The sequence below is a fragment of the Paracidovorax wautersii genome (assembly GCF_900113035.1).
In the GTDB taxonomy this organism is placed as follows: domain Bacteria; phylum Pseudomonadota; class Gammaproteobacteria; order Burkholderiales; family Burkholderiaceae_C; genus Paracidovorax; species Paracidovorax wautersii.
Window position 1 is genome coordinate 141,043 of the sequence record NZ_FONX01000003.1, and the last position, 26,964, is coordinate 168,006.

At 70.6% G+C, this 26,964-nt stretch carries 29 protein-coding genes; 20 read left to right on the top strand and 9 right to left on the bottom strand.

What is annotated here, in order from left to right; genetic code table 11:
- Nucleotides 1-74: 74 nt before the first annotated feature.
- Nucleotides 75-332 carry a hypothetical protein gene (locus BM070_RS05595; protein ID WP_092938901.1) on the top strand — a complete coding sequence of 86 codons (258 nt, stop codon included), beginning with the start codon at nucleotides 75-77 and terminating at the stop codon, nucleotides 330-332.
- Nucleotides 333-444: 112 nt separating this feature from the next.
- On the opposite strand, the gene BM070_RS05600 is transcribed toward BM070_RS05595, so the two are convergent.
- Together BM070_RS05600 and BM070_RS05605 are read right to left on the bottom strand one after the other, a co-directional pair.
- Nucleotides 445-1,077, bottom strand: a complete 633-nt coding sequence (locus tag BM070_RS05600) for a YitT family protein (protein ID WP_092938397.1) — start codon at nucleotides 1,075-1,077, stop codon at nucleotides 445-447.
- Between the two features lie 91 nt (nucleotides 1,078-1,168).
- On the bottom strand, nucleotides 1,169-1,675 hold the full coding sequence (locus tag BM070_RS05605) for an outer membrane protein assembly factor BamE (protein WP_092938399.1): 507 nt from the start codon (nucleotides 1,673-1,675) through the stop codon (nucleotides 1,169-1,171).
- Between the two features lie 179 nt (nucleotides 1,676-1,854).
- On the opposite strand from BM070_RS05605, the gene BM070_RS05610 reads away from it, so the two are divergent.
- From BM070_RS05610 to BM070_RS05665, 12 genes are all read left to right on the top strand, one after another.
- Complete coding sequence (locus BM070_RS05610) at nucleotides 1,855-2,058, top strand: DUF3460 family protein (RefSeq protein ID WP_092938401.1); 204 nt, start codon at nucleotides 1,855-1,857, stop codon at nucleotides 2,056-2,058.
- A gap of 150 nt (nucleotides 2,059-2,208) precedes the next feature.
- The gene (locus BM070_RS05615) at nucleotides 2,209-3,006 is read left to right on the top strand and encodes a segregation and condensation protein A (protein WP_245785128.1); all 798 of its coding nucleotides are present in this window, start codon (nucleotides 2,209-2,211) and stop codon (nucleotides 3,004-3,006) included.
- Nucleotides 3,007-3,154: 148 nt separating this feature from the next.
- Nucleotides 3,155-4,756 (top strand): L-aspartate oxidase, encoded by a 1,602-nt coding sequence (gene nadB / locus BM070_RS05620; RefSeq protein ID WP_092938405.1) that lies wholly within the window; start codon nucleotides 3,155-3,157, stop codon nucleotides 4,754-4,756.
- Between the two features lie 56 nt (nucleotides 4,757-4,812).
- A complete protein-coding gene (gene panD, locus BM070_RS05625) occupies nucleotides 4,813-5,193 on the top strand; it encodes an aspartate 1-decarboxylase (protein ID WP_092938407.1) in 381 nt (126 codons plus the stop codon).
- Between the two features lie 20 nt (nucleotides 5,194-5,213).
- Nucleotides 5,214-6,566, top strand: a complete 1,353-nt coding sequence (gene bioA / locus BM070_RS05630) for an adenosylmethionine--8-amino-7-oxononanoate transaminase (protein WP_092938410.1) — start codon at nucleotides 5,214-5,216, stop codon at nucleotides 6,564-6,566.
- On the top strand, nucleotides 6,563-7,243 hold the full coding sequence (bioD, locus tag BM070_RS05635; protein ID WP_092938412.1) for a dethiobiotin synthase: 681 nt from the start codon (nucleotides 6,563-6,565) through the stop codon (nucleotides 7,241-7,243). The genes bioA and bioD overlap by 4 nt, the downstream gene beginning before the upstream one ends.
- Nucleotides 7,240-8,490, top strand: a complete 1,251-nt coding sequence (bioF, locus tag BM070_RS05640; RefSeq protein ID WP_092938903.1) for an 8-amino-7-oxononanoate synthase — start codon at nucleotides 7,240-7,242, stop codon at nucleotides 8,488-8,490. The genes bioD and bioF overlap by 4 nt, the downstream gene beginning before the upstream one ends.
- Entirely contained in the window at nucleotides 8,487-9,125 is a 639-nt protein-coding gene (queE, locus tag BM070_RS05645) for a 7-carboxy-7-deazaguanine synthase (protein ID WP_092938414.1), read from the top strand. The genes bioF and queE overlap by 4 nt, the downstream gene beginning before the upstream one ends.
- Before the next feature lie 153 nt (nucleotides 9,126-9,278).
- On the top strand, nucleotides 9,279-9,641 hold the full coding sequence (locus BM070_RS05650; protein WP_092938416.1) for a 6-pyruvoyl trahydropterin synthase family protein: 363 nt from the start codon (nucleotides 9,279-9,281) through the stop codon (nucleotides 9,639-9,641).
- Nucleotides 9,642-9,701: 60 nt separating this feature from the next.
- On the top strand, nucleotides 9,702-10,061 hold the full coding sequence (locus tag BM070_RS05655; protein ID WP_092938418.1) for a 5-carboxymethyl-2-hydroxymuconate Delta-isomerase: 360 nt from the start codon (nucleotides 9,702-9,704) through the stop codon (nucleotides 10,059-10,061).
- A 333-nt stretch (nucleotides 10,062-10,394) separates the two neighbouring features.
- Nucleotides 10,395-11,642 carry an alpha/beta hydrolase family protein gene (locus BM070_RS05660; protein WP_245785115.1) on the top strand — a complete coding sequence of 416 codons (1,248 nt, stop codon included), beginning with the start codon at nucleotides 10,395-10,397 and terminating at the stop codon, nucleotides 11,640-11,642.
- Entirely contained in the window at nucleotides 11,615-12,328 is a 714-nt protein-coding gene (locus tag BM070_RS05665; RefSeq protein ID WP_434803165.1) for a DTW domain-containing protein, read from the top strand. Before BM070_RS05660 ends, BM070_RS05665 begins: the two co-directional genes overlap by 28 nt.
- Here BM070_RS05665 and BM070_RS05670 read toward each other — a convergent pair.
- From BM070_RS05670 to nadC, 3 genes are all read right to left on the bottom strand, one after another.
- Nucleotides 12,258-14,150: a chorismate-binding protein gene (locus tag BM070_RS05670; protein ID WP_092938422.1), complete on the bottom strand. Its 1,893-nt coding sequence runs from the start codon at nucleotides 14,148-14,150 to the stop codon at nucleotides 12,258-12,260. The two genes, BM070_RS05665 and BM070_RS05670, sit on opposite strands and share 71 nt — an antisense overlap.
- A 34-nt stretch (nucleotides 14,151-14,184) precedes the next feature.
- The gene (gene nadA, locus BM070_RS05675; RefSeq protein ID WP_092938424.1) at nucleotides 14,185-15,312 is read right to left on the bottom strand and encodes a quinolinate synthase NadA; all 1,128 of its coding nucleotides are present in this window, start codon (nucleotides 15,310-15,312) and stop codon (nucleotides 14,185-14,187) included.
- Nucleotides 15,313-15,382: 70 nt separating this feature from the next.
- The gene (nadC, locus tag BM070_RS05680) at nucleotides 15,383-16,279 is read right to left on the bottom strand and encodes a carboxylating nicotinate-nucleotide diphosphorylase (protein ID WP_092938425.1); all 897 of its coding nucleotides are present in this window, start codon (nucleotides 16,277-16,279) and stop codon (nucleotides 15,383-15,385) included.
- 196 nt (nucleotides 16,280-16,475) lie between these two features.
- Between nadC and BM070_RS05685 the strand changes: the two genes are divergently transcribed.
- From BM070_RS05685 to panC, 3 genes are all read left to right on the top strand, one after another.
- Nucleotides 16,476-18,257, top strand: coding sequence for a diguanylate cyclase (locus BM070_RS05685; protein WP_092938426.1), 1,782 nt, complete (start codon nucleotides 16,476-16,478; stop codon nucleotides 18,255-18,257).
- An 82-nt stretch (nucleotides 18,258-18,339) separates the two neighbouring features.
- Nucleotides 18,340-19,230: a 3-methyl-2-oxobutanoate hydroxymethyltransferase gene (gene panB / locus BM070_RS05690; RefSeq protein WP_092938428.1), complete on the top strand. Its 891-nt coding sequence runs from the start codon at nucleotides 18,340-18,342 to the stop codon at nucleotides 19,228-19,230.
- Nucleotides 19,231-19,543: 313 nt separating this feature from the next.
- A complete protein-coding gene (gene panC, locus BM070_RS05695; RefSeq protein WP_092938907.1) occupies nucleotides 19,544-20,401 on the top strand; it encodes a pantoate--beta-alanine ligase in 858 nt (285 codons plus the stop codon).
- Nucleotides 20,402-20,650: 249 nt separating this feature from the next.
- Here the strand turns inward: panC and BM070_RS05700 are convergent, their stop codons facing one another.
- From BM070_RS05700 to BM070_RS05715, 4 genes are all read right to left on the bottom strand, one after another.
- The gene (locus BM070_RS05700) at nucleotides 20,651-21,670 is read right to left on the bottom strand and encodes an NAD(P)H-dependent glycerol-3-phosphate dehydrogenase (protein ID WP_092938430.1); all 1,020 of its coding nucleotides are present in this window, start codon (nucleotides 21,668-21,670) and stop codon (nucleotides 20,651-20,653) included.
- Nucleotides 21,671-21,731: 61 nt separating this feature from the next.
- Nucleotides 21,732-22,193 carry a protein-export chaperone SecB gene (gene secB, locus BM070_RS05705; RefSeq protein ID WP_092938432.1) on the bottom strand — a complete coding sequence of 154 codons (462 nt, stop codon included), beginning with the start codon at nucleotides 22,191-22,193 and terminating at the stop codon, nucleotides 21,732-21,734.
- Nucleotides 22,194-22,365: 172 nt separating this feature from the next.
- Nucleotides 22,366-22,626 carry a glutaredoxin 3 gene (grxC, locus tag BM070_RS05710; protein ID WP_092938434.1) on the bottom strand — a complete coding sequence of 87 codons (261 nt, stop codon included), beginning with the start codon at nucleotides 22,624-22,626 and terminating at the stop codon, nucleotides 22,366-22,368.
- A gap of 66 nt (nucleotides 22,627-22,692) precedes the next feature.
- Nucleotides 22,693-23,100, bottom strand: coding sequence for a rhodanese-like domain-containing protein (locus BM070_RS05715; RefSeq protein WP_092938436.1), 408 nt, complete (start codon nucleotides 23,098-23,100; stop codon nucleotides 22,693-22,695).
- A 72-nt stretch (nucleotides 23,101-23,172) separates the two neighbouring features.
- Here BM070_RS05715 and gpmA point away from each other — a divergent pair, with 72 nt between their 5' ends.
- The 4 genes from gpmA to BM070_RS05735 all read left to right on the top strand — a co-directional run bounded on the left by gpmA (nucleotide 23,173) and on the right by BM070_RS05735 (nucleotide 26,892).
- Complete coding sequence (gpmA, locus tag BM070_RS05720; RefSeq protein ID WP_092938438.1) at nucleotides 23,173-23,916, top strand: 2,3-diphosphoglycerate-dependent phosphoglycerate mutase; 744 nt, start codon at nucleotides 23,173-23,175, stop codon at nucleotides 23,914-23,916.
- 122 nt (nucleotides 23,917-24,038) lie between these two features.
- Nucleotides 24,039-25,475, top strand: coding sequence for a S41 family peptidase (locus BM070_RS05725; RefSeq protein ID WP_092938440.1), 1,437 nt, complete (start codon nucleotides 24,039-24,041; stop codon nucleotides 25,473-25,475).
- Nucleotides 25,476-25,593: 118 nt separating this feature from the next.
- On the top strand, nucleotides 25,594-26,364 hold the full coding sequence (locus tag BM070_RS05730; RefSeq protein WP_092938442.1) for a HesA/MoeB/ThiF family protein: 771 nt from the start codon (nucleotides 25,594-25,596) through the stop codon (nucleotides 26,362-26,364).
- Between the two features lie 126 nt (nucleotides 26,365-26,490).
- Nucleotides 26,491-26,892, top strand: coding sequence for a response regulator (locus BM070_RS05735; RefSeq protein WP_092938444.1), 402 nt, complete (start codon nucleotides 26,491-26,493; stop codon nucleotides 26,890-26,892).
- Nucleotides 26,893-26,964 lie beyond the last annotated feature (72 nt).

A 26,964-nucleotide genomic window follows, 5' to 3' on the forward strand; every position in this document is an offset into this window, starting at 1 on the left:
CCCGCACCACCGCGCCCCGCCTTCGTCCTTCCACTCCTCAGGCCCGCCCCATGCGCCCCACTCTCTTGCGCCGCATGCGGCAAAGCCTGCTCGCCCCGGCCGTGGCGACCACCGCCCTGGCCGGGCTCGTCTCCGGCTGCACCGTGGTCACCGTGGCCAGCACGGCCGTGAGCGTCACGGCCAGCGCCGTCGGGCTGGCGGCCGATGCGGCGGTGGGCACGGTCAAGATCGTGGGCAAGGGCGTGGGCATGGCGGCCGACGCGGTCACGGGCGGCAGCTCGGACAACAGCGGCATCCAGGTGCACGAGTCCATCCGGCCGGCGGGCTCCTGAAGCACTGAAGCACCGAGCGGCCAGGCGCCGTATCGCAGACACCAGCGGCAGCGCTGCGGCGACGGCGCCGGAAGGCTTGCGCGGGCCGCCCTCTCAGAACGTGTTCACGTTCTCAGTGCCCGACGTAGCGGCCCGGGCGGTGGCTGATCCACAGGAAACCGCTCATCACCAGCACCGCCAGCACCGAATAGGCCACGCGCTCGGGCGGCACCACGAAGAGCGCCAGCAGCACCACCACGCAGTCGATCGCCATCTGCACCTTGCCGGCGCGGATGCCGTGGCTTTGCTGCAGGTAGAGCGAGACGATGGTGGCCCCGCCCAGGCTGGACCTGTGGCGCGCCAGGAACAGGCAGCCCGTGCCCAGCAGCAGCCCGCCCAGCACGGCGGCGAAGAGCGGGTTGAGGTAGTCCACGTGCATCACGTGCGGGAACAGCTCGGTCAGCACCGACAGCAGCGCCACCGACAGAAAGGTCTTCACGGTGAATTCGCGGCCCATGCGCGTCCAGGCGAACCAGTAGAACGGCAGGTTGATGACGAAGAACAGCTTGCCGAAGGAGATGCCGGTCACGTAGTGCAGCAGGAAGGCGATGCCCGCCGTGCTGCCGATGAGCAGCCCCGCCTGGCTGAACAGCATCAGCGCCATGGCCACGAAGAGCGTGCCGGCGAAGAGCGCCTGGGCGTCTTCGTAGTGGCCGTGGCGCAGCGAGGGGGTGGCGTGGGGCATGGGGGTCGCGGGCTGGGTCATGGCGTCACGGAGCGGGAGGGCGAGAAGGCAGGGCAGGCGGCTGAGGGCATGGTGCCGCAGCCATGCAAGCGGCGGGCCAGGCCAGCGCGCATCAGCGGCCCCCTTGCTGGATCTCGATCGCGCTGCCGCTGCGCAGCACGCGCCCGTCGCTGCCGAACACGGCCGTGAAGATCATGGGCTGGGTGCCGCCGTCGTTCCAGCGCCAGTCCCACTCGGTCTCGTTCTTGAGGGCGTAGGTCATCACCTTCATGGGCTTGCCCAGGCGGCGGCGCACCTCGTCCACCGTCATGCCGGGCACGATCTGCGCGAATTCGGCCGGCGCCAGCACCTGGCGCAGCGCGGCCAGGCGGCCGTCGGGGCCGATGGTGATCATGTAGTTGACCGAGCCCGCGGGCTGGCGGTTGTATTCGAAGGTGCGCGCGCCGCCGGGCTCGTCCCACACGCGCTCGGGCTCGCCGAAGCGCTGGCGCACGTCGGCCTCGGTGGAGGTGCCCACCTGCAGCTCGCTCAGGCGCTGCAGGTCGCAGCCCGCCAGTGCGCCCAGCAGCACCAATACGGCCGCCACCAGGGCGGCGAGCTTCCAGCCTTGCAAGTCCATGCGTCGTCTTCCTTTTTCGTCAATCCAGGCCGCACTCTAGCGCGCCCGGACGGTGCCGAGGGCCTGGGGGACTTGCCCCGAGGCGCTGCCGCCCCCAGCCCCCGCGAGGAGGCTTGTTCAGCGTTGCCCTAAAATCGCGCGCTCCCACCGCTGACCCCACACATCCTCTGCACGCCGCCATGTCCTTCTTCCGCCGCCCCGACTATCAGTCCGAAGCCACCCAGTTCATCAACAAGCTCAAGGCCGACAAGCCCGAGCTGGACGTGCAGCAGCGCGAAGGCCGCGCCCTGCTCTGGGACAAGCAGGTGGACCACCGCGCCTGGGAAGAGTACGACGCCGCCCAGGTGGCGCAGCAGCCCTACGTGTACCAGACACGATCCTGAAACTGAAGCAACCCACAGGCTGCCAGCCCTTGCCACAAGGGCGCAAGCCGCTATTCAAACCATAGCACCATGGCAGCCAGCAGCGCAGCCCCCCCTTCCCGCCACGACGCTGGCGAGGCCGCCCTGCCCTCCGCGGGCGAGGGCCGCGGCATGCCCGAGGTGGTCGATCAGGTGGCGCTGGCCCGGCTCTACGGCGAGCCGCTCTTCGCGCTGCCGCAGGACCTCTACATCCCGCCCGATGCGCTGGAGGTGTTCCTGGAGGCCTTCGAGGGGCCGCTGGACCTGCTGCTCTACCTGATCCGCAAGCAGAACTTCAACATCCTCGACATCCCCATGGTGGGCGTGACGCGGCAGTACCTCGCCTACGTGGACGAGATCCGCAACCGCAACCTGGAGCTGGCGGCCGAATACCTGCTGATGGCGGCCATGCTGATCGAGATCAAGTCGCGCATGCTGCTGCCGCCCAAGAAGCAGGAAGACGGCGCCGAGCCCGAGGACCCGCGCGCCGAGCTGGTGCGCCGCCTGCTCGAATACGAGCAGATGAAGCTCGCCGCCATGCAGCTGGGCCAGCTGCCGCAGTACGGGCGCGACTTCCTCAAGGCGCAGGTCTATATCGAGCAGAGCCTCGCGCCGCGCTTTCCCGAGGTCCACGTGGTCGATCTGCAGGAGGCCTGGCGCGACATCATCAAGCGCGCCCGGCTGGTGCAGCACCACCGCATCACGCGCGAGGAACTCTCGGTGCGCGAATACATGAGCCACGTGCTCAAGCGGCTGCAAGGCCAGCGCTTCATCGAGTTCGAGGACATCTTCGATCCCGCCCAGGGCAGCACCGTGCTGGTGGTGACCTTCATCGCGCTGCTGGAGCTGGCCAAGGAAACGCTGATCGAGATCACCCAGGCCGAGGCCTTCGCGCCCATCTACGTCCGCCTCGCCTATGTACCGGCATAACAGCCCCTGAGCCGCGCGCGGCGCCGTCCCTCTCACCTGAAGCAAGAGCAAGAGAGAGGGACGCGCGCCGCCAGCGGCCTGGCCGGGCCCGCCCCACGGCGGCCCCGGCACCGGGCGGCGCCCGCTTCTCAGTCTCCGGAAAGCACCCATGCATTCACACGACTTCGACGTTCTCATCATCGGCAGCGGCCTGGCCGGCCTCAGCGCCGCGCTGCACCTGGCGCCCACGCACCGCGTGGCGGTGGTCACCAAGCGCCAGCTGCAGGACGGCGCCAGCGGCTGGGCACAGGGCGGCATCGCCGCCGTGCTGGCCGAGGGCGACAGCGTGGACGACCATGTGCAGGACACGCTGGTGGCGGGCGCGGGCCTGTGCGATCTGGCGGCCACGCGCTTCGTGGTGGAGAACGCGCCCGACGCCATCCGCTGGCTGCAGCAGCTGGGCGTGCCGTTCTCGCTGGAGGAGGCCGGCGGCGCCCTGCACCTCACGCGCGAAGGCGGCCACGGCGCGCGCCGCATCGTGCATGCGGCCGACGCCACGGGCGCGGCCGTGCAGCGCACGCTGATCGAACAGGTGCGCGCCACGCCCGGCATCACGCTCTTCGAGCAGCACACGCTGGTGGACGTCATCAGCGCCGGCAAGCTGGGCTTGAAGGCCAGCGGCGGCGAACGCTGCCTGGGCGCCTACGTGCTTGACGAGGCGACGGACGAAGTCCACACCTTCCGCGCGCCGCACACCATCCTGGCGACGGGCGGCGCGGGCAAGGTGTACCTCTACACCACCAACCCCGACACCGCCACGGGCGACGGCATCGCCGCCGCCTGGCGCGCCGGCTGCCGCGTGGCGAACCTGGAGTTCATCCAGTTCCACCCCACCTGCCTCTACCACCCGCATGCCAAGTCCTTCCTCATCAGCGAGGCGGTGCGCGGCGAGGGCGGCCAGCTGAAGCTGCCCCCGAGCGCCGGGGGCGCCCGCTTCATGCCCCGGCACGACGAGCGCGCCGAGCTGGCCCCGCGCGACATCGTGGCCCGCGCCATCGACTTCGAGATGAAGACCCACGGACTGGACTGCGTGCACCTGGACATCTCGCACCAGAGCCCGGCCTTCCTGCAGGAGCACTTCCCCAACATCCTGGCGCGCTGCGCCGAGCTGGGCATCGACATCACGCGCGAACCCATCCCCGTGGTGCCCGCCGCGCACTACACCTGCGGCGGCGTGCTGACCGACCTGGCCGGCCGCACCGACCTGCCCGGCCTCTACGCCATCGGCGAGACCGCCTGCACCGGCCTGCACGGCGCCAACCGGCTGGCCAGCAACTCGCTGGTCGAATGCATGGTGTTCGCCCGCGCCGCCGCGCAGCACATCGCCGCGGCCACGCCCCAACCTTTGCCCACGCTGCCCGCCTGGGACGACAGCCGCGTGACCGATGCCGACGAGTGCGTGGTCATCTCGCACAACTGGAGCGAGCTGCGCCACTTCATGTGGAACTACGTGGGCATCGTGCGCACCGACAAGCGGCTGGAGCGCGCCGCGCACCGCATCGCGTTGCTGCAGGCCGAGATCGCCGAGTTCTACGCGAACTTCCACGTCTCGCGCGACCTGCTGGAGCTGCGCAACCTGGTGCAGGTGGCCGAACTCATCGTGCGCTCGGCCCAGATGCGCCACGAAAGCCGCGGCCTGCACTTCAGCCGCGACTGGCCCGAGCGCGCCGCGCCGGCCGCGCCCACCATCCTCGTGCCCGGCGCGCGCTGACGCAAAGCGCCCCGCCCGCCGCCCCACCACTTCCTTATTTCCATCGAGGCCCACGCATGTTCCGCACCCTGCTCAAGTCCAAGATCCACCGCGTCGCCGCCACGCACTGCGAGCTGCACTACGAAGGCTCCTGCGCCATCGACGAAGACCTGCTGGACGCTGCCAACATCGCCGAGAACGAGCAGGTCCACATCTGGAACATCAACAACGGCGAGCGCTTCATCACCTACGCCATCAAGGGTCAGCGCGGCAGCGGCATGATCTCGGTCAACGGCTCGGCAGCGCGCCGCGCCAGCGTGGGCGACCTGCTCATCATCGCGGCCTTCGCGCAGGTGCATGAAGACCAGGTCGCCACGCACCAGCCGCAGCTGGTGTTCGTCGATGCGCAGAACCGCCAGACCGAGCTGCGCCACCACGTGCCCACGCAGCCGCTTTGACAACCACCACCCACACCCCCATGGCCGACACCCTTGCCGCCCGCAGCCTCGCCAGCGTCTGGCACCCCTGCACCCAGATGAAGCGCCACGAGGCCGAGCCGCCCGTGGCCATCGCCCGGGCACAAGGCCCCTGGCTGCACGGCACCGACGGGCGCCGCTACCTGGACGGCATCAGCTCCTGGTGGGTCAACCTGTTCGGCCACGGCCACCCGCACATCCAGGCGGCGCTGGCCGACCAGCTGGCGCGGCTCGACCACGTGATGCTGGCCGGCTTCACCCACGCGCCGGTGGTGGAACTGTCCGAGCGCCTGGCCGCCCTCACCGGCCTGGGCCATGCCTTCTACGGCAGCGACGGCGCAGCCGCCACCGAGATCGCCCTCAAGATGAGCGCCCACTACTGGCGCAACCAGGGCCGGCCCGGGAAATGCCGCTTCATCGGCCTGGCCGGCGGCTACCACGGCGAGACCGTGGGCGCGCTGGCCGTCACCGACATTCCCCTCTTCCGCGAGGCCTACGCGCCGCTGGTGCGCCTGGGCGACGTGGTGCCCAGCCCCGATGCGCGCGGCGCCCGTCCCGGCGAAAGCGCGCTGGACGCCGCCCGCCGCGCCGCTGCCGCCCTGGGCGACTGGCTGGCCGAGCACCACGCCAGCACCGCCGCGCTGATCCTGGAGCCGCTGGTGCAGTGCGCCGCCGGCATGGCCATGCACGATGCCGAATACCTGCGCCTGGCCCGCGCCCTGTGCGACCGCTACGAAGTCCACCTGGTGGCCGACGAGATCGCCGTGGGCTTCGGCCGCACCGGCACGATGTTCGCGCACCAGCAGGCCGGCATCCGGCCGGATTTCATCTGCCTCTCCAAGGGCCTCACGGGCGGCACGCTGCCGCTGTCGGCCGTGCTGACCACCGATGCGGTCTATGCCGCCTTCTACGCCGACGACGTAGCCCGGGGCTTCCTGCACTCGCACTCCTACACCGGCAACCCGCTGGCCTGCCGCGCCGCGCTGGCCACGCTGGAGCTGTTCGAGAGCACCGACGCGCTGGCCGCCAACCGGCAGCTCGCCGCCGCCATCGACGCCGCCTGCGCGCCGCTTTCGGCCCACCCGCGCGTGCGCCACGCACGCCGGCTGGGCATGATCTGGGCCTGGGACGTGGACACCACCCTGCCCGACTTCGCCCGCCGCTACCACCGCCACGCCATGGCCCGCGGCCTGGTGCTGCGGCCCATCGGCAATACGCTCTACGCCATGCCGCCCTATGTGCTGGACGAGGCCGAAGTGCAGCACCTGGCCACCCAGGCCCTGGCCGCGCTGGAGGCCACGCTGGCCGAGGAAGCACACGGCATCGGCCAGCACCGCGAAGGAGCCCTGCCATGAGCTGGGGCTGCTTCATCACCGGCACCGACACGGGCGTGGGCAAGAGCCTGGCCAGCGCCGCGCTGCTGCACGCGCTGGCGCGCCACCATGCCCGCGTGGTGGGCATGAAGCCCGTCGCGGCCGGGGCCGAGATCATCGACGGCGTGCTGACCAACGAAGACGCGGTGGCCCTGCGCGCCGCATCGACCCTGGCCGTGCCACCCGAGCTGGACAACCCCGTGCTGCTGCCCGACCCGCTCTCGCCGCACATCGCGGCGCAGCGTGCCGGCGCCCCCATCGACATCGGCACGATCGTGCGCGCCCACCGGCAGCTGGCCGGGCGAGCCGATGCCGTGGTGGTCGAGGGCGCGGGCGGCTGGCACGTGCCGCTCTCCGACACCGCCACCGGCGCCGACCTGGCCCAGGCCCTGGGCCTGCCCGTGGTGCTGGTGGTGGGCCTGCGGCTGGGCTGCCTCAACCATGCGGCGCTGACGGCCGAGGCCATCCGCGCGCGCGGCCTCACGCTGGCCGGCTGGATCGCCAACCGCGTCGATCCGCGCATGCTGGCGCCCGAAGACAACATCGCCTGGCTGCGCCAGCACCTGCGCGCCCCGCTGCTGGCCGAGCTGCCCCACCATGCCAGCCCCGACGCCCGCGCCCTGGCCGCCTGCTACCACCTGCCCCCCGAATGGACATGACCCCGAAGACACCGCCCACCGCTGCCGCCACCGCCTCCTGGCTGGACGAGTTCCCCGCGCGCATCGCCGCGCTGGACGCCGCCCACCTGCGCCGCCACCGCCGCGCCGTGCGCCCGCTGCAGGGCGCGCACCTGGAAGTGGACGGCCAGCCCATGCTGGCCTTCTGCAGCAACGACTACCTGGGCCTGGCCAGCCACACGGCCGTGTCGCTGGCCGCCTGCGACGGCGTGCGCGAATACGGCGTGGGCTCGGGCGCCTCGCCGCTGGTGAGCGGGCACAGCGTGGCCAACGCGGCGCTCGAAGCCGACCTCGCCCACTTCGTGCAGCTGCCGCGCGCGCTCTATTTCTATTCCGGCTATGCCACCAACACCGGCATCGTGCCGGCGCTGATCGGCGAGGGCGACGCGCTCTTTTCCGATGCGCTCAACCATGCCTGCCTGATCGACGGCGCCCGGCTCTCGCGCGCATCCATCCACCGCTACGCGCACGCCGACCTGCCCGCGCTGGGCCGCCTGCTGGCCGCCAGCACCGCGCGGCGCAAGCTGGTCGTCACCGACTCGGTGTTCAGCATGGATGGCGACGTGGCCGACATTCCCGCATTGCTGGCGCTCTGCGAAGCGCACGACGCGCTGCTGCTGCTCGACGATTCGCACGGCTTCGGCGTGCTGGGCCCGCAGGGGCGCGGCGTGCTGGCCGAAGCGGGCCTGGCCGGCCGCAACGCCTCGCCGCGCGTGCTCTACATGGCCTCGCTGGGCAAGGCCGCAGGCGGGGCCGGCGGCTTCGTCGCGGGCAGCGATGCACTCATCGAATGGCTGCTGCAGAAGACGCGCAGCTACATCTTCGCCACCGCCGCGCCCGCCCTGCTGGCCCGCGCCATGCAGGCCGCGCTGGACCAGATCGAGCGCGGCAGCGCCCTGCGCACCCAGCTGCAGGGCCGCATCGCGCAGCTGCGCGATGGCCTCGCGCCCGTGCTGCAGGGCACGCACTGGCAGCTGGGCGCCTCGCGCACCGCCATCCAGCCGCTGCTCATCGGCCCCAACGCCGAGGCCCTGGCCGTCATGGAAGGCCTGCGCGCGCGCGGCATCTGGGTGCCCGCCATCCGCCCGCCCACCGTGCCCGAAGGCACGGCGCGGCTGCGCATCGCCCTCTCGGCCGCGCACACCGAAGCCGATGTGGCCCGCCTCATCGCCGCGCTGGCCGAACTCTCGCCCACGCGCCAGACCCACGCACCGAAAGCCTTCGCATGACCTACAGCGTCAAGGAAATCTTCTACACCCTGCAGGGCGAAGGCGGCCAGGCCGGCACGCCCGCCGTGTTCTGCCGCTTCGCCGGCTGCAACCTCTGGAGCGGCCGCGAGGAAGACCGCGCCAGCGCCATCTGCCGCTTCTGCGACACCGACTTCGTCGGCACCGACGGCACGCTGGGCGGCAAGTTCGCCACCGCCGACGCGCTGGCCGACCTGATCGCCGCGCAATGGCCCGCCCACGACGAGCAGCACCGCCTGGTGGTGCTGACCGGCGGCGAGCCGCTGCTGCAGGTCGATGCCGCGCTGGTCGATGCGCTGCACGCGCGGCGCTTCCGCATCGCCGTGGAGAGCAACGGCACCGTGGCCGCGCCCGCCGGCATCGACTGGCTGTGCATCAGCCCCAAGGCCGGCGCCGACTGGGTGCAGCGCCAAGGGCAGGAGCTCAAGCTCGTCTGGCCGCAGCCCGGGTTCGACCTGGCCGCGCTGGAGGCGCAGACGCGCTTCACCCACCGCTTCCTGCAGCCCATGGACGGGCCCGACCAGGCCGCCAACACGGCGCTGTGCATCGAGGCCTGCATGCAGCGCCCGGCGTGGCGCCTGAGTTTGCAGACCCACAAGCTCACCGGCATCCGCTAGCGGAGCAGCGCAAGGAGCCCTTCCGGCGTCGTTGCCGCATCGTGTCGTAGCGTTGCTACTGCCTGCGATGCGGCGCCTAGCCAGAACCGCTTCGCTGGCCTCCTTGCGCCGCTTTCACTCGACTCCTATCTTTGTTCCCTGGTTTTTCGCACCATGCAGTTCACCGTCCACCAACGCTTCTTCTTCGACGCCGCCCACACGCTGCAGCGCGAGATCGAGGCCGAAGGCAGCCGCCGCATCCACGGCCACACCTACCATGCCGAGATCTCGGTCACCGGCCCGCGCCATCCCGACAGCGGCATGGTGATCGACCTGGGCCATCTGCGCGCGCGCTGCGACCGCCTGCGCGAGCAGCTCGACCACCACCTGCTCGACGAAGTACCCGGCCTGGGCCCGGCCACGCTGGAGAACCTGTGCGTCTTCATCGCCCGGGATCTCGCCGACATGCAGCCCGCGCCCAGCCGCGTGCGCGTCTGGCGCGATGCGCTGGGCGACGGCTGCGTGCTCGATCTGTGACGCGCCACCCTTTCTCTTTCCATTGACCGACCGACACCCCTTCCTGGAGCCGACGACGCCATGCCGCACCTGACCATCGAATACACCGACAACCTCGCCGGCTTCCCGGAAGCCGAGGTCCTGCAGGCCGTGAACGCCGCCGTCGCCTCGCATCCGCAGATCCCGGAAGAGGCCGACCTCAAGACCCGCCTGGTGCGCGTGAGCCGCTTCGAGATCGGCACCGCCCCCGCGAACCGCGCCTTCATCCACGCCCAGCTGCGCCTGCTGTCGGGCCGCAGCCCCGAGGCCAAGAAGGAGCTGACCACCCGCATCGCCGACGTGCTGCGCCGCCTCGCGCCCCGGCCCGAGGGCGTGCTGGTGCAGCTGAGCGCCGAGATCGTGGACATGGACCGCCCCTCGTACTCCAAGGAACGGCTCTGACCGGATCAGCGGCCTGACGGCGCGACCGCACGTTCCCGGCCTGTCGCGCATTCGCCGCACGCACGCTATGGCGTTTGCCCCCAGCCCATCGCCTGAGTTAGGCTGCTGACGTCTTAGAACGTGTTGACGATCTCGCAGGGGATCGTCAACACGTTCTTACACCCGACAGAGAAGACACAGCGGAACGCAGGGCGCGCAAGACGCCCGCCCGCTGCAGAAAAAAAGTGCGTGGCAGCGGGCCGATGCGATGGGGCCGCGCCGCGCGATCGCCATCCTCGGGCGGCCCGCCCCTCAAGGCCCGGGCCGCTCCGCCGTTTCTTGGGAGAACCTCTCGTGTCCAGATTCCTGACGACGCTGCTGGCCGCAGCATGCATGGCCTGCGCCGCCCCTCTTGTCCACGCGCAGGCCCAGGCCACGATGCCGGCGACGAAGCAGGCGCAGCCCCAGGGCCCCAAGACCCTGGCCGGTGCCACGAGCTACGAATGGATCGGCCACTGGGACGCCGCCAAGCTCAACGCCATCCAGACGCAGACCATGCCGCAGTTCGCCGGCATCACCGTGGCCTACACCCCGGCGCGCACGGGCGTGAACCTCTACCGCGTCACCTACCGCTCGGTGGTGCCGGAAAAGGGCAACCTGCCGATCGAGGCCTCCGGCCTGGTCGCGCTGCCCGACACGCCCCAGCCCACCACGCTGCCCGTGGTCTCCTACCAGCACGGCACGGTCTATGGACGCAAGGAAGTGCCGGGCTTTCCCGAGAACTCGACCGAGACGCAGCTCATGATCGCCCAGTTCGCAGGCCAGGGCTATGCGCTGGTGGGCGCCGACTATTTCGGCATGGGCATCTCCACCGAACCCGAGGGCTACCTGGTCAAGGCCAGCCACCAGCAGGCCTGCTTCGACTTCCTCACCGCCGCGCAGAGCGTGATGGCCGACCTGGGCCGCAAGCAGGGCAAGCTCTACCTGGCCGGCTGGTCGCAGGGCGGCTTCGTGACCATGGCCCTGCTGGAGAAGCTGGAGCAGTCGGGCATCACCGTGAACGGCGCCGCCACGGCCAGCGCGCCGCTGGACCTGGGCATCGCCATGCAGGGTTTCCTGAGCTTCCCGCGCCCCTATGACGCGGTCTGGCTCAACAGCATCTTCATCCTCTCGGCGTTCTCGTACGAGAACTACTACGGCGTGCCCGGCCTGGCGCGCTCGCTGTTCAACGAGCCCTACTACGAAGCCGCCAAGAAGGCCTATGACCGCACGCTGACCGACCCCAGCCAGATCCCGACCGACCTGCACAAGCTGATCAAGGCCGAATACTTCGACCCGCAGTTCTTCGCGCAGTCGGCCTTCGGCAAGCTCATCGCCGGCACGCAGTCCTACCGCTGGGTGATCAAGTCGCCCGTGCGCAACTACTACGGCGAAACCGACGAGGCCATCACCGTCGGCGTGGGCCGCATGGCGCAGACCTATGCGCAGGCCCTGGGCGCGGGCAACCCCGCCGTCGAGGCCGTCTCGACCGGCAAGACCACCCACCGGGGCACCTTCGCCACCGCCGTGCCGCAGTGGAAGAACTGGTTCGAGAGCCGCTGACCGCCGCCCGGCGCCCGCGCTGCACCGGCTGCCTGCGCCCGGCGAGCGCCTGCTTCTGCGCGCTCGCGGCGCCGGCGGCGCACCGGGCCGAGGTGCTGATCCTGCAGCACCCGCTGGAGGCCGGCCACGCCAAGGGCACGGCGCGACTGCTCCACCTGTGCCTGCCCCGCAGCCGCATGGAAGTGGGCGAAACCTTCGAGCCGGCCGCGCTGCAGGCCTGGCTCACCGCCCGCTGGCCCGGCGCCACCGCGCCGGCAGGAGCGGCGCCGCAGGCGGTGCTGCTCTACCCGCCCTCCCCGCCTGACCCGGCCCTGCCGCTGGCCGCGCCGCCGCCGCTGCCCGCGCACTGGCTGGCGGGCGATGCCGCCGCGCTGCGGCTGGTGGTGCTGGACGGCACCTGGCGCAAGAGCCGCAAGATGCTCTATGCCAACCCGCTGCTGCAGGCCCTGCCGCGCCTGCCGCTGCCGCCGGATCTGCCCGCGGCCCGCTACGGCCGCATCCGCCGCGCGCATGCTCCGCACCAGCTATCGACCCTGGAAGCCACCTGCGCGGCGCTCGCGTTCGTCGAAGGCGATGCGGCGCGCTATGCGCCGGTGCTGAGTGCGCTGGAGGCGTTCATGGACCGGCAGGCGGAGCGGCAGGTGCTGCGGCCAGCTCCGCCGGCAGCCAGCCCCGCAGGCTGTTGACGAAGGCCCAGGCGCGCACGCGCGGCAGGTCTTGCAGGCGCAGCACGGCCTCGGCCACCCGCCCTTCGCGCAGGGCCACGGCACGGCCCACGCCGGGCAGCAGGCCCGAGGCGAGCGGCGGCGTGATCCAGCGGCCGTCGTCCAGCTGCGCGGCGATGTTGCCGAAGGTGCCTTCGGTGATTTCGCCCGCCGCGTTGTGGAGCACGGTATCGAACACGCCCGAGCCCGGCGCGGGCGCGAAGGCCGCGTAGTGGGCGCGGCGCGTGGTCTTGTGGCGCACGAATTCGCCATGCGCTTGCAGCAGCGGCCGGCCGGCCAGCGCCAGCCGCACCGGGCCGGTGGCGGCAGGCGCCAGCGCGAAGGCTTCGGCACGCGGCATGCCGTCGGCACGCAGCAGCAGGCGCGCGCGCCAGGCCCCCTGCGGGTGGGCCTCGGCCAGGGCCTGCAGGCAGGCGGCCACGCGGGCCTCGTCCCACGGCACGTTGAAGTGCGCGGCCGATGCGGCCATGCGCGCCAGATGGTCGGCGCGGTGGCGGAAGGTGCCGTCCACCAGGGCCAGGGTTTCGAGGATGTCGAAGGGCTCGCTCGCGCGCACGAGGAAGGCGCGCTTGTGCTGCCACTCCTGCCATTCGGGCTCGGCCTGCGCATCGTGGGTGATGCCGCTGCCGATGCCGCAGCGGGCTTCATGACCGCGCAGCTCCACGGTGCGGATCGGCACGTTGAAGGTGGCGGCCAGCCCGCCGCCGGCGCGAGGGCGCACCACGCCTAGGGCCCCGCAGTACCAGCCGCGCGGGCCGTCTTCCAGCGCGTGGATGGCCTGCATGGCGCGCACCTTGGGCGCGCCGGTGATGGAGCCGCAGGGAAAGAGCGCCGCGAAGACCCGGTCCAGCGTGGTGCCGGCCGGCGTATGGCCCTGCACGTCGGACGTCATCTGCCACACGGCCGGCAGCGCCTGGGTGGCGAAGAGCGCCGGCACGCGCACGCTGTGCGGCGTGGCGATGCGCGAGAGGTCGTTGCGCAGCAGGTCCACGATCATCACGTTCTCGGCCCGCTCCTTGGGGCTGGCGCGCAGGGCGGCGGCCCGGGCGGCGTCTTCCTCGGGCGTGGCGCCGCGCGGGGCCGTGCCCTTCATGGGCCGGGCCAGCAGCGTGCCGCCGTCCTGGCCGTCGCCCCCGTCCTGCCAGTCGAAGAACAGCTCGGGCGAGACCGACAGCACCTGCTCCGCGCCCATGTCCAGGCTGAGCGCGTAGCCGCCGGGCTGGGCGCGCTGCAGCGCGGCGAAGAAGGCCTGCGCGGTGGCGGCGGCATCGGCGCCCGGCGCGGCCTGCACGCGGCCCTTCAGCCGGGCGGTGTGGTTGACCTGGTAGTACTCGCCCGCCGCGATGCCTTGGTGGATGGCGGCCAGCGCCGCCTCGAAGGCCGCGCGCTCCGGCACGCCATGCCAGTCCACCGTGGGCTCGTGCGCCACGGGCGGCGCCTCGGCCGGCCAGGGCGCGGGCGCGTCGAACACGGCGAACCAGGCCAGCGCCTGGCCGTCCTGCGGCGCATGGGTGCGCAGCGCGGCGTCGAAGGCGGCGGCGGCTTCGTAGCGCAGGCCGCCCACGCACCAGGCGCCGGCGCGGGCGGCGGCATCCACCTCGCGCAGCACGGCGGGCACCTCGGCCAGCGTGCGGGCGGCCAGCACCCGGCGCGGCGCGCCGAAGGCGTGGCGCAGGCGGCCGGCCGCGGCCAGCGCGCTGTGGCGCGGCAGGTGCTGCGCGCGCGGGTCGGCGAAATCGATCAGGGCGATGGGGGAGAAATCAGGCTCTAGCGCAGGATTCATCAGGGCAGGCAGCTATATTTTTAATAGCAAACGGTCAGGCGGCGCCCAGATGCGGCACCAGCGCGCCGGCCGGCTGGCCGCTCTTGAGCGCGGCGGTGAAGGCGAGCATGCGGTCGATGGGCTGGCGCGCGCGCGGGATCAGGGCCGGGTCCACCTCGACGGCATTGGCGCCGGTTTCCAGCACGCGGGCCACGTCGGCCAGGCCGTTCATGGCCATCCAGGGGCAGTGCGCGCAGCTCTTGCAGGTGGCGCTGTTGCCGGCGGTGGGCGCTTCGTGGAAGGTCTTGCCCGGATTGAGCGTGCGCAGCTTGTGCAGCATGCCGTTGTCGGTCGCGACGATGAATTCGCTCGCGTCCAGCTCGCGGGCGGCCTTGAGGATGGCGCTGGTGGAGCCCACGGCATCGGCCAGGGCCACCACGTCGGCCGGGCTCTCGGGGTGCACCAGCACCTTGGCGCCCGGGTGCCGGCGTTTCAGGTCGAGCAGCTCCTGCGCCTTGAATTCGTCATGCACGATGCAGGCGCCGTTCCAGAACAGCATGTCGGCGCCGGTCTGCTGCTGGATGTAGCCGCCCAGGTGGCGGTCGGGCGCCCAGAGGATCTTGTGGCCCGCGGCCTTGAGGGCCGCGACGATCTCCAGCGCGCAGCTGGAGGTGACCAGCCAGTCGGCGCGCGCCTTCACGGCGGCGCTGGTGTTGGCATAGACGACCACGGTGCGGTCCGGGTGCTGGTCGCAGAAGGCGCTGAAGGCGTCGGCGGGGCAGCCCAGGTCGAGCGAGCAGGTGGCGTCCGGGTCGGGCATGAGCACGGTCTTCTCGGGCGAGAGGATCTTGGCCGTCTCGCCCATGAAGCGCACGCCGGAGACGACCAGCGTCTGCGCCGCATGGTCGCGCCCGAAGCGCGCCATCTCCAGCGAGTCGCTCACCAGGCCGCCGGTCTCCTCGGCCAAGTCCTGCAGGTCGGGGTGGACGTAGTAGTGCGACACCATGACGGCGTTCTTCTCGCGCAGCAGGGTGCGGATGCGGTCTTTCAGCGCGGCGCGCTCGGCGGGTGCCGGCTCGGCGGGCACGCGGGCCCAGGCATGGCGTGTGGAGCACGCGCCGCCGCCGGCATCGGCGGGCTGTTCGTATTCCACGGGCTTGAGGGCGAGGTCGGCGATGGTCATGGCAGGGGTGGCGGGCCGGGGTGTGGCGGCCTCGTGGTAGAGACGGAAAGTGCGCCGCAGTTCGGCGGGTTCAGGCGATATCCTGCATCCGCATGGAGAAATCGGTGGCCTTCACGTCCTTGGTCAGGGTGCCGATGGAGATGCGGTCCACGCCCGTCTCGGCCAGCGCGCGCAGGCCCTCCAGCGTCACGCCGCCGGAGATTTCCAGGATGGCCGGGCCGGCCTGGTGGGCGGCATTGAGGCGCACGGCCTCGTGCAGCATGGCCAGCGGCATGTTGTCCAGCAGCACCATGCGGGCGCCGGCGGCGAGAGCTTCGTCCAGCTGCTCCAGCGTCTCGCATTCGATCTCGATGAATCGCGCCTGCGCGGCGGCGGCCTGGGCGGCCCGCAGCACGGCGGTCACGCCGCCGGCCGCGGCGATGTGGTTTTCCTTGATGAGCACGGCGTCGTGCAGGCCGATGCGGTGGTTGGTGCCGCCGCCCACGCGCACGGCGTATTTCTGCGCCAGCCGCAGGCCGGGCAGGGTCTTGCGCGTATCGACGATGTGCGCGCGCGTGCCGACCACGGCATCGACGTAGCGGCGCGTCTTGGTCGCCACGGCCGAGAGCAGCTGCAGGAAGTTGAGCGCCGTGCGCTCGGCGCTCAGCAGCGCGCGCGCCTGGCCTTCGATCTCCAGCACCACCTGGTCGGCCGTGCAGCGCTCGCCTTCCGCCACGTGCCAGGTCAGCCGCACGCCCGGGTCCAGCGCCCGCAGCGCGGCCTCCGCCCAGGGCGCGCCGCAGATCACGGCCTCTTCGCGGGCCAGCACGCGGGCGCGCACGCGCCGGGCCGGGTCGATCAGCGCGGCGGTCAGGTCGCCCGCGCCCACGTCTTCCTCCAGGGCGCGGGCCACGTCGGCGCGCACCACGTCGTGCAGATCCTCCGCATCGCCGGGCATGCCGGATGCAGGCTGAAACAGATTCGTCATGGGCCGCGAGCATACCGGCAACCCAGGCGGCCAAGAACGTGTTCACGATCTCAGGGAAGCCCAGGAGGCGCCGGTGGCTGCGTGATCTCCTACACTGGCGCGCCGTGACGAACCGCCCCCCTGCTCCGCCCTCCACGCCAAGGCCCGCCCTGCCCCGCCCACCCGCTGCGGCGGACCGCCTGCGCCCAGGTCGCGCATGAACGGCCTGCACGGCATCGCCCGGCACCGGGCAACGGCCTGGTGGCTGCTGGCTGCGTGGTGGCTGGCCGCCCTTTGCAGCCCTGCGCAGGCGGACCCCGCAGCGCTGCGGCTGCAGCCCGGCGCGGGCGTGCAGAACGTCTGGCCGGCGGTGACCCTGCTGGCCGATGCCACGCATGCCATGACGGTGCAGGACGTATGGAACCACCGCGGCGATTTCGCGCCGCCGGCCGCCCCCGACGGCACGCTGGGCCTGCGCAAGGAAACCGTGTGGCTGCGCCTGCCCCTCGCCGTGGACCCGCCGCCCCAGGACCCGTGGGTGGCGGCGCTGGGCTACGGGGCGATGCAGGAGGTGGACTTCTACCTCGTGCGCGACGGCCAGGTCCTGCAGCATGCCGCCCGGGGCTATCTGCGCCCGGCGACCCGGCAATCCCTGGCCAGCCGCACCCCCGAAATGCAGCTGGACCTGGCCGGCGGCCAGCGCTACGACCTGCTGATCCGCGTGCACACGCCCGGCCCGATGATCCTGCCCCTGTCTGTCAGCGAGCTGCCGGAGCGCTCGCGCGCGAGCCAGCGCGAGCAGCTGCTGCAGGGCCTGCTCAACGGCCTGGCCCTGTGCCTGATCCTCTACAGCCTGGTGCAATGGCGAGGGCAGCGCGAAAAGCTGTTCGCCTACTACGCCCTGCTGGCGCTGGGCAGCGCGGGGTTTTCGCTGCAGTTCTTCGGCGTCGGGGCGCAATTCCTGTGGCCGGGCCAGATCTGGCCGGAGCGCCATTTCGCCATCCTCTCCGGCTTCGTCGCGCTGGTCGGCTCGTTCCTGTTCCTCAGCCACGCCCTGGCCTCCGATGCGCCGCGGAGCCGGTACGCGCGCGGCATGCGGGCGGGCGCGGCGCTGATGGCGGTGGCGGCCGTGGCCCATGTGCTGGAGCTGCTCAGCGTGCAGACGGCCACCGCCATCATGAGCGTCTTCGGCCTGGTGCCCTCGGCGGCCAGCATGCCGAGGGCCTTTCGCCGCATGCGGCAGGGCGATCCGCTCGGCGGCGTGCTGCTGGTGGGGTGGGCGGTCTATGGCCTGTCGGCCGGCATCTTCGCCGGCGTGGCCCAGGGCCTGCTGCCCGTCAATTTCTGGACGCTGCATTCGTTCCAGATCGGCGCCACGCTGGACATGCTGATCTTCCTGCGCGTGCTCGGGCTCAGGTCCGCGGCCCTGCGGCTGGCCGCGCACGCCGCGCTGGTCGAGCGCGACACCATGCGCTCGCTGGCCCATACCGACGCCCTCACCGGCCTGCTCAACCGGCGCAGCATGCAGCTGGAACTGCAGGCCGCGCTGGCGCAATGCGCGCCGGACCGGCTGGTGGCCGTCTATCTGCTGGACCTGGACGGCTTCAAGCCCGTGAACGACCGCTATGGCCACGACGTGGGCGACGAGCTGCTGGTGGCCGTCGCCCAGCGGCTGCGCGATGTGGCGGGGCCATCCCGCCAGGTCGCCCGCCTGGGGGGCGACGAATTCATCGTGCTGGCCTCCGGCCTGCAGCGGCCCGAGCAGGCGCAGGCGCTGGGCAGCGCCACGCTGCAGGCCTTCCGCGCGCCGTTCGCGCTGCGCCGGCACGGGCTGCATGTGGGTCTCTCCATCGGCTATGCGCTGGCGCCGCTGGACGGCATCCAGGCCGGAGACCTCATCGCCCAGGCCGACCGGGCCATGTACCGCGGCAAGCAGGCCGGCAAGCACCGCCTGCACCGGGCCGGCGAGCCCGGCACGGCCCTGGCCGCACAAGCCTGAGAGCCCGCGGGCGCTCCCCCAGCGGGCGCCCCGCTGCGCTCGCATAGACTCGCGGCTCATTCGCGCCACGAGGATTGCCCGCATGACCACGCCATCGCCGACACCCGCCCCCGCCGCCACGCCCTACGGCACCCTGCCCCCCGCATCGCCGCTGCCGCAGCGCCGCCCCGTGAGCCTGCCGCGCCTGGCGCAGATGCGCGAGGCGGGCGAGAGGATCACCATGCTCACGGCCTACGACGCCACCTTCGCCGCCGTGGCCGATGCGGCCGGCGTGGAATGCCTGCTGGTGGGCGATTCGCTGGGCATGGTCTGCCAGGGCCTGCCCAGCACGGTGGGCGTGTCGCTGGACACCATGGCCTACCACACGGCCAGCGTGGCACGCGGCCTGCACCGGGTGCAGGGCACGGCCTGGCTGATCGCCGACCTGCCCTACGGCAGCTACGCCGAAGGCCCCGAGCAAGCCATGCGCAGCGCCTGCGCGCTGATGCAGGCAGGCGCGCACATGGTCAAGCTCGAAGGCGGCGGCTGGACGGCGCCCACCGTGCGCTTCCTGGTCGAGCGCGGCGTGCCCGTCTGCGCGCACCTGGGCCTCACGCCGCAGACCGTGCACGCCCTGGGCGGCTACCGCGTGCAGGGCCGCAGCGACGAGGCCGCGCGCACGCTGCGCAGCCACGCCGGCGAACTGCAGGACGCCGGCGCCGCCATGCTGGTGCTGGAGATGGTGCCCGCCGCCCTGGCCCGCGAGGTGACCGACGCCCTGCCGCGCTGCCACACCATCGGCATCGGCGCGGGCAGCGGCACGGCCGGCCAGGTCCTGGTGCTGCACGACATGCTGGGCGTGAACCTGGGCAAGAACCCCAAGTTCGCGCACGACTTCATGGCCAAGGCCGGCAGCGTGCGCGGCGCCATCGAAGCCTATGTGCAGGCCGTCAAAGAGGGGCGCTTTCCCGACGACGCCCTGCACGCCTGGTAAGAACGTGTTTACGATCTCCCAGGGGTCGCGCAGCTACGTCGGCGGGATGGGATGCAAGGCGCGGTGCGCAGTGGATAGCCCCGCTATCCACAAGCGCCGCAACGCCGCAGACCGCCCGCCGACGTAGCTGCCCTTCGGGTTGGAGCGAAATCGGGCCATGGCAACGCGTTTTGACGCCCCGGCTGCTTGCATGGGCTGAGAGCCCATGCGGCGCATCCGAGGCATCCACTCATCCCGATTGCGCTCCAACGCGATCCCCTGCGAGATCGTAAACACGTTCTAAGCCCCTGCCCTCCTTCATTCCGCCATGCCCATGATCGTCACCCACACCATCGCCGACCTGCGCGCCGCCCTGGCCGGGCGCGGCCGCCCCGCCTTCGTGCCCACCATGGGCAACCTGCATGACGGCCACATCGCGCTGGTGCGGCAGGCCAAGCCGCTGGGCGACGTGGCCGTCGCCAGCATCTTCGTGAACCGGCTGCAGTTCCTGCCGCACGAAGACTTCGACAGCTATCCCCGCACCTGGGAGAGCGACTGCGCCCAGCTCACCGCCGCCGGCTGCGACGTGCTCTTCGCCCCGCGCGAGGCCGATCTCTACCCCGAGCCGCAGACCTTCAAGGTGCAGCCCGACCCGGCCCTGGCCGATCTGCTGGAAGGGCAGTTCCGGCCCGGCTTCTTCACGGGTGTCTGCACGGTGGTGATGAAGCTCTTCTCGGCCGTCTTCTTCGCCAGCGGCGCGGGCGGCGGCACGGCCGTGTTCGGCAAGAAGGACTACCAGCAGCTGATGGTGGTGCGCCGCATGGTGCAGCAGTTCGCCCTGCCCATCGAGGTGGTGGCGGGCGACACGGCCCGCGCCGCCGACGGCCTGGCGCTGAGTTCGCGCAACGGCTACCTGAGCGCCGACGAGCGCCAGCGCGCCGTGCAACTGTCGCAGGCGCTGCGCGCCCTGGCCGACGCGGTGCGCGGCGACGCGGGCGCGCCGCTCGCCACGCTGGAAGCCCAGGCCCTGCAGGCCCTGGAGGCCGCCGGCTGGGCGCCCGACTACCTCACGGTGCGCCAGCGCCACGACCTGCACCCGCCGCAGGACGGCGCCGCACGCAGCGGCCCGCTGGTGGCCCTGGCCGCGGCGCGCCTGGGCGGCACGCGGCTGATCGACAACCTGGAATTCTGAAAAGCAGGGGGCCAGCCGCCGGCCCGGGGCCTACGGCCACCGGCGCTGCGGACTACAGGACATGCGCCGGGCGTCGCACAGTGGGCGGGGTGGGTGCCAGATACCTTTGAGTCATCCCTTCAACAACCTCTTCGTTCAGGAGTGACTCATGCCCATCATCCTCTGGCTTCTCGGCGTTCCCCTCTCCCTCGTGCTCGTGCTGATGCTCTTCGGCGTGCTCTGAGAACACCGCCGCGCAGGCCGCCTGGCTCAGCGCAGCAGCAATTCCGCGGCGGGATCCCGCCCCATCAATGCGGCCACCGCTTCGGCAGGCCGCATTTTTGCGTCCAGCAGATCGACGACGGCGCGGGTGATGGGCATGTCCACGCCCAGCGCCGCCGCCCGCAGCGCCACGGTGCGGGCCGTATAGACGCCTTCGGCCACATGGCCCAGCGAGGCGATCGCCTCCGCCAGCGTGCGGCCTTCGGCCAGCAGCAGGCCCACGCGGCGGTTGCGCGAAAGGTCGCCCGTGGCCGTCAGCACCAGATCGCCCAGGCCCGACAGGCCCATGAAGGTGTCGGTGCGCGCGCCCAGGGCCAGGCCCAGCCGCGTCATCTCGGCCAGCCCGCGGGTGACGAGCGCGGCGCGGGCGTTCAGCCCTAGCTGCAGCCCATCGCACAGGCCGGTGGCGATGGCGAGCACGTTCTTCACCGCCCCGCCCACCTCCACGCCCACGACATCGTCGTTGGCATACACGCGCAGGCTCGGGCAGTGGAAGGCCTGCACCAGCAGCTCGCGCACGTCGGCATGGGCACTCGCGGCCACCAGCGCGGTGGGCTGGGCGCGGGCGACTTCCTGCGCGAAGCTCGGGCCGCTGAGCACGCCGGTGCGCAGGCCGGGGGCCGTCTGCGCGCAGACCTCGTGGCCCATCAGCCCGGCAGCGCCGGGCAGGCCGTCGGCCGGCGCCTCGAAGCCCTTGCAGAGCCAGGCGACCGGAACGGCGAGCGACTGCAGCCGCGCCAGCGTGCCGCGCAGCGCCGCCATGGGCGTGGCGACGATCACCAGGTCGGCCGCGTGCGCGGCGTCCAGCACGTCGCCGGACACCACTTGCAGGGAAGGAGAGAAATCGATGCCCGGCAGGTAGCGGGCGTTCTGCCGCGAGGCCGCCATGGCCTCGGCCTGGGACGCATCGCGCGCCCAGAGCGTCACGGCATGCCCGGCCGGGTGCGAGGCGGCGCAGAGCGCCATCGCCGTACCCCAGGCGCCTGCGCCAAGCACTACTATTTTCATAGCTGTCAGCGCTTGTGGGGCAAGCGCTGCAGGCCGTTCAGGCTGCAGCGCCAGCCGCATCTCACTGCGTGAGGATGGAAGACGGCTCGCCAGCGGCCTGGGCCTGCTGCTGCTCGTACATGGCCTGGAAGTTGATTTCGGCCAGGTGCACGGGCGGGAAGCCGGCGCGGGTGATCAGGTCGGCCACGTTGCCGCGCAGGTAGGGATAGACGATCTGCGGGCAGGCGATGCCCATGATCGGGCCCATCTGGTCTTCGGGCAGGTTGCGGATCTCGAAGATGCCGGCCTGCTTGGCTTCGACCAGGAACACCGTCTTGTCCTGGATCTTGGTCTGCACGGTGGCCGTGACGGCCACTTCGAAGATGCCTTCGGCCACGGGGGTGGCTTCCACGCCGAGCTGGATGTCCACGCTGGGCTGCTGCTGTTCCAGCAGGATGGCGGGGGAGTTCGGCTGCTCCAGGGAGGCGTCCTTCAGATAGACGCGCTGGATCTGGAACACGGGGGTTGCTTCTTCGTTGGCCATGATGTTCGGGGTTCTTTCAAACAATCGGTGAGTGAATCAATCAATGAATGCATCGCACCGTGCCGGGTACCGGCCCGGGCCGGTCCGACACGACAAAGCCCGCTGCGGAAGGGACTCCCACAGCGGGCCATCGGGCCGCATTATGCAGCCCCGGGAGCCTGCCCACGGGCGCTCAAGCGGGGTTCAGCAGAGGCATCAGGCCGCCGCGCCCGTCGAGCGCGACGAGGTCGTCATGGCCGCCCACATGCGTGTCGCCGATGAAGATCTGCGGCACCGTGCGGCGGCCGGTGATCTCCATCATGTGGGCGCGCGCGGCGGGGTCCATGTCCACGCGGATCTCCTCGATCTGCTCGACGCCCTTGGACTTCAGGATCTGCTTGGCGCGAATGCAATAGGGGCAGACGGCGGTGGTGTACATCTTCACGGCTTGCATGGCGACCTTTCTGGAATGCGGGGAAAACGGCAAAAAGCGGGCGTGTCAGGGGCAGCTGGCGACGGCTCAGGCTTTTTCAACCGGCATCGAGGCATCGCGCCAGGCCTTCATGCCACCGGCCAGGGCCTGGGCCTTGTCGTAGCCCAGCTTCTGGGCCACGCCCACGGCGCGCTGCGCCCGCGCGCCCTTGGCGCACACCAGCACCACCGGCAGGGCCTTGTTCTTGACCACCAGCGGCAGGCGCTCCTCCAGCTGGGCCAGGGGCACGTTCTTGGCGCCGACCACATGGCCGGCCGCGAATTCCTCGGGCTCGCTCACGTCGATCACGACCCCTTTTTCGCGGTTGATGAGCAGCACCGCGTTGGCCGGGGTGAGCGTTCCGCCCGTGGCCTCGCGCACCAGCGGCGCCAGCAGCATGCCGCCCGAAGCCAGCGCGATGAAGAACAGATACCAGTTGTCGATGATGAAATTCACGTCGGTCCTCAGGGGATGCAAAGCCGGCAATTCTAGAATGCCAGGTTTTGAACCCGACTCCTTGAGGGAAACATGCACAAGCTCGTCCTGATACGCCACGGAGAATCCACCTGGAATCTGGAAAACCGTTTCACCGGCTGGACCGATGTGGACCTGACCCCCACCGGCATCGAGCAGGCCAAGAACGCAGGCCGCCTGCTCAAGGCCGAGGGCTATGAATTCGACCAGGCCTACACCAGCATGCTCAAGCGCGCCACGCGCACGCTGTGGCACGCGCTCGACGAGATGGACCGCACCTGGCTGCCCGTGCAGCACAGCTGGCGCCTGAACGAGCGCCACTACGGCGCGCTGCAGGGCCTGAACAAGGGCGACATGGCCAAGCAGTACGGCGATGCGCAGGTGCTCGTCTGGCGCCGCAGCTACGACACGCCGCCGCCGGCGCTCGAAGCTACCGACCCGCGCAGCGAACGCGGCGACATCCGCTATGCAGGCCTCGCGCCCGAGCAGATCCCGCTCACCGAATGCCTCAAGGACACGGTCGCCCGCGTGATGCCCTTCTGGAACGAGACCATGGCACCGGCCATCCGCTCGGGCCGCCGCGTGGTCGTGGCCGCGCACGGCAACTCGATCCGCGCGCTGGTCAAGTACCTGGACAACATTTCGGACGACGACATCGTCGGCCTGAACATTCCCAACGGCATTCCGCTGGTCTATGAGCTGGACGACGATCTGCGCCCGCAGCGCCACTACTACCTGGGCGACGCCGAAGCGGCCGCCAAGGCCGCCGCGGCCGTGGCATCGCAAGGCAAGGCGTGAGCCATTGAGCGGGTAAAGCCTGGGTAAAGCTGCGCCCGGGCACAGGCCCCGCGCGCCCCGCAGGGAACTGCGCGGAGCGCGGGCCTTCCAAGGTGTGTATATTGAAGCGGTAAAGGTGTTGTATGGGCCATAAATTGAAGATTACGGGCTGGATTGCGGTGGGCGTCGTTGCAGGCGCACTCACCACGGTGTCGCTGCAAACCGTGGCGCGCGGCGCCATGACGCCGTTGCCGCTGGAAGAGATCCAGCAGCTGTCCGCCGTATTCGGCCTCATCAAGACGGACTACGTCGATCCGGTCGATGACAAGAAGCTCATCACCGACGCCATCTCCGGCATGGTGTCCAGCCTCGACCCGCATTCGCAGTATTTCGACAAGAAGTCCTTCAAGGAATTCCGCGAAGGCACCTCGGGCCGCTTCGTCGGCGTGGGCATCGAGATCACGCAGGAAGACGGCCTCATCAAGGTCGTCTCGCCCATCGAGGGCTCCCCTGCCTTCCGCGCCGGCATCAAGACCAACGACCTGATCACCAAGATCGACGACACGGCCGTCAAGGGCATGGCCCTGAGCGATGCCGTCAAGAAGATGCGCGGCGAGCCCAACACACAGGTCACGCTGACCATCCTGCGCAAGGACGAAAGCCGCAGCTTCCCCGTGACCATCACGCGCGAAGAGATCAAGACCCAGTCCGTCAAGGGCAAGGTCATCGAGCCCGGCTACGCCTGGGTGCGCCTGTCGCAGTTCCAGGAACGCACGGTCGATGACTTCGTGCGCAAGATCGACGAGATCTACAAGCAGGACCCCAACCTCAAGGGCCTGGTGCTCGACCTGCGCAACGACCCGGGCGGCCTGCTCGACGCCGCCGTGGCCGTGTCTTCCGCCTTCCTGCCCGAGAACGTGACCGTGGTTTCGACCAACGGCCAGCTGCCCGAAAGCAAGGCCGTCTTCAAGGCTGCTCCCGAGTACTACCAGCGTCGCGGCAGCGGCGACCCGCTCAAGCGCCTGCCTGCGGCCCTCAAGACCGTGCCTTTGGTGGTGCTGGTCAACGAAGGCTCGGCATCGGCCAGCGAGATCGTGGCCGGCGCCCTGCAGGACAACCATCGCGCCGTCGTCATGGGCAGCCAGACCTTCGGCAAGGGCTCCGTGCAGACCGTGCGTCCGCTCGGCCCCGACACCGGCATCAAGCTGACCACGGCCCGCTACTACACCCCCAGCGGCAAATCCATCCAGGCCAAGGGCATCGTGCCCGACGTGATGGTGGACGAAACGGCCGAGGGCGACCTCTTCGCCGCGCTGCGCATGCGTGAAGCCGACCTCGAAAAGCATCTGGCCAGCGGCCAGGGCGCAGAGGTCAAGGACGTGGCGCGCGAGCAGGCCCGTGAAGAAGCCCGCAAGCGCCTCGAAGAAGACGCCAAGAAGCACATCACCGAGCCCAAGATCCCCGAATTCGGCTCGGCCACCGACTTCCAGCTGCAGCAGGCGCTGAACCAGCTCAAGGGCAAGACCGTGCTGGCCAGCAAGACGCAGACCGAGCGCAAGGAAGAGAAGAAGGACAACTGAGCAGGCAGCGGAGGCCCCCAGGGGCCCGCTCGCTGACCGCCCAAGGCCGGGCCTTTCGAGGCGACCGGCCTTTCTTCTTTTCTGCGCCGCAACATTCGCTCAACACACACCCGCCGCCATGACCGACGACCAGCTTCTGCGCTATTCGCGCCACATCATGCTCGACGAGATCGGCATCGAAGGCCAGGAGCGGCTGCTGGCCTCGCATGCGCTGATCATCGGTGCCGGCGGCCTGGGCTCGCCGGCCGCCCTGTTCCTGGCATCGGCCGGCGTTGGCACGCTGACGCTGGTGGATGACGACACCGTGGACCTGACCAATCTGCAGCGCCAGATCGCCCACACCACCGACCGGATCGGCATGGCGAAGGTGGAGTCCGCCGCCATCGCGCTGCACGCCATCAACCCCGACGTGCGCGTACGGGCCCTGCGCGAGCGGGTCGATGCGCAGCGGCTCGCCGCCCTGGTGCAGGAGGCCGACGTGGTGCTGGACTGCAGCGACAACTATGCGACGCGCCAGGCCGTCAATGCCGCCTGCGTCGCGCACCGCAAGCCCCTGGTGGCGGGCGCCGCCATCCGCCTGGATGGGCAGGTGACCGTGATCGATCCACGCCGCGCCGACACGCCCTGCTACGCCTGCCTCTTCTCCCCGCATGCCCAGTTCGAGGAAGTGCAATGCTCCACGATGGGCGTCCTCGCGCCCATGGTCGGCATCGTGGGCAGCGTGCAGGCGGCCGAGGCGATCAAGCTCCTGGCCGGCACCGGCACCACGCTGGCCGGCAGCCTGCTGATGCTGGACGGCCGGTCCATGGAATGGACGCGCATGCGCACGGCGCGCGACCCGGGCTGCCCCGTGTGCGGGCCGGATGCCGCCTGCAACGCGCCGGCCTAGCGCCTGAGGCGTAGGTAGGATTGTTCCTACCTCCTAAGCTTGCCGCTGCTGGCAAAATGAATTGTGTCCTGAGCTTACATTCAAGTCTTGGTCATATCACCTTAGCGACCTGGACAGGAATCCCCAGTGAAACTGCGTACTTACATCGTCGAAGACAACGCCACGATTCGCGAGAATTTGATTGGTACGCTGGAGGAGCTGGCCCAGGTGGAGGCCGTCGGCATCGCCGAGACCGAAGACGACGGCAAGGACTGGCTCACATCGCACCCCGCCCAGTGGGATCTGGCCATCGTCGATCTGTTTCTTCGCCAGGGCAGCGGCCTGGGCGTGCTGGCCGCCTGCAGGAATCGCACTGCCGGCCAGAAAATGGTCGTTCTGAGCAATTACGCAACGCCCGATGTGCGCATGCGCTGCGCGCAACTCGGTGTCGATGCGGTTTTCGACAAATCCAATGAAATCGATGCACTGGTGGATTACTGCATTCAGCACAGTTCCAGCGCAGGCAATGCGAGCATGATGGCGGGCTGAGGCCCGGATACATTTTCTTGCATTGCCGTGAAAAGCGGCATTTATCGAATTGGAAAAAATAAAGCCGGTAGA

Excerpts from the sequence above, each read along its gene's own strand:
- BM070_RS05595 (WP_092938901.1), top strand. The coding sequence starts at position 75 with ATGCGGCAAAGCCTGCTCGCCCCGGCCGTGGCGACCACCGCCCTGGCC.
- BM070_RS05600 (WP_092938397.1), bottom strand. The coding sequence starts at position 1,077 with ATGACCCAGCCCGCGACCCCCATGCCCCACGCCACCCCCTCGCTGCGC.
- BM070_RS05605 (WP_092938399.1), bottom strand. The coding sequence starts at position 1,675 with ATGGACTTGCAAGGCTGGAAGCTCGCCGCCCTGGTGGCGGCCGTATTG.
- BM070_RS05610 (WP_092938401.1), top strand. The coding sequence starts at position 1,855 with ATGTCCTTCTTCCGCCGCCCCGACTATCAGTCCGAAGCCACCCAGTTC.
- BM070_RS05615 (WP_245785128.1), top strand. The coding sequence starts at position 2,209 with ATGCCCGAGGTGGTCGATCAGGTGGCGCTGGCCCGGCTCTACGGCGAG.
- nadB (WP_092938405.1), top strand. The coding sequence starts at position 3,155 with ATGCATTCACACGACTTCGACGTTCTCATCATCGGCAGCGGCCTGGCC.
- panD (WP_092938407.1), top strand. The coding sequence starts at position 4,813 with ATGTTCCGCACCCTGCTCAAGTCCAAGATCCACCGCGTCGCCGCCACG.
- bioA (WP_092938410.1), top strand. The coding sequence starts at position 5,214 with ATGGCCGACACCCTTGCCGCCCGCAGCCTCGCCAGCGTCTGGCACCCC.
- bioD (WP_092938412.1), top strand. The coding sequence starts at position 6,563 with ATGAGCTGGGGCTGCTTCATCACCGGCACCGACACGGGCGTGGGCAAG.
- bioF (WP_092938903.1), top strand. The coding sequence starts at position 7,240 with ATGACCCCGAAGACACCGCCCACCGCTGCCGCCACCGCCTCCTGGCTG.
- queE (WP_092938414.1), top strand. The coding sequence starts at position 8,487 with ATGACCTACAGCGTCAAGGAAATCTTCTACACCCTGCAGGGCGAAGGC.
- BM070_RS05650 (WP_092938416.1), top strand. The coding sequence starts at position 9,279 with ATGCAGTTCACCGTCCACCAACGCTTCTTCTTCGACGCCGCCCACACG.
- BM070_RS05655 (WP_092938418.1), top strand. The coding sequence starts at position 9,702 with ATGCCGCACCTGACCATCGAATACACCGACAACCTCGCCGGCTTCCCG.
- BM070_RS05670 (WP_092938422.1), bottom strand. The coding sequence starts at position 14,150 with ATGAATCCTGCGCTAGAGCCTGATTTCTCCCCCATCGCCCTGATCGAT.
- nadA (WP_092938424.1), bottom strand. The coding sequence starts at position 15,312 with ATGACCATCGCCGACCTCGCCCTCAAGCCCGTGGAATACGAACAGCCC.
- nadC (WP_092938425.1), bottom strand. The coding sequence starts at position 16,279 with ATGACGAATCTGTTTCAGCCTGCATCCGGCATGCCCGGCGATGCGGAG.
- BM070_RS05685 (WP_092938426.1), top strand. The coding sequence starts at position 16,476 with ATGAACGGCCTGCACGGCATCGCCCGGCACCGGGCAACGGCCTGGTGG.
- panB (WP_092938428.1), top strand. The coding sequence starts at position 18,340 with ATGACCACGCCATCGCCGACACCCGCCCCCGCCGCCACGCCCTACGGC.
- panC (WP_092938907.1), top strand. The coding sequence starts at position 19,544 with ATGATCGTCACCCACACCATCGCCGACCTGCGCGCCGCCCTGGCCGGG.
- BM070_RS05700 (WP_092938430.1), bottom strand. The coding sequence starts at position 21,670 with ATGAAAATAGTAGTGCTTGGCGCAGGCGCCTGGGGTACGGCGATGGCG.
- secB (WP_092938432.1), bottom strand. The coding sequence starts at position 22,193 with ATGGCCAACGAAGAAGCAACCCCCGTGTTCCAGATCCAGCGCGTCTAT.
- grxC (WP_092938434.1), bottom strand. The coding sequence starts at position 22,626 with ATGCAAGCCGTGAAGATGTACACCACCGCCGTCTGCCCCTATTGCATT.
- gpmA (WP_092938438.1), top strand. The coding sequence starts at position 23,173 with ATGCACAAGCTCGTCCTGATACGCCACGGAGAATCCACCTGGAATCTG.
- BM070_RS05725 (WP_092938440.1), top strand. The coding sequence starts at position 24,039 with ATGGGCCATAAATTGAAGATTACGGGCTGGATTGCGGTGGGCGTCGTT.
- BM070_RS05730 (WP_092938442.1), top strand. The coding sequence starts at position 25,594 with ATGACCGACGACCAGCTTCTGCGCTATTCGCGCCACATCATGCTCGAC.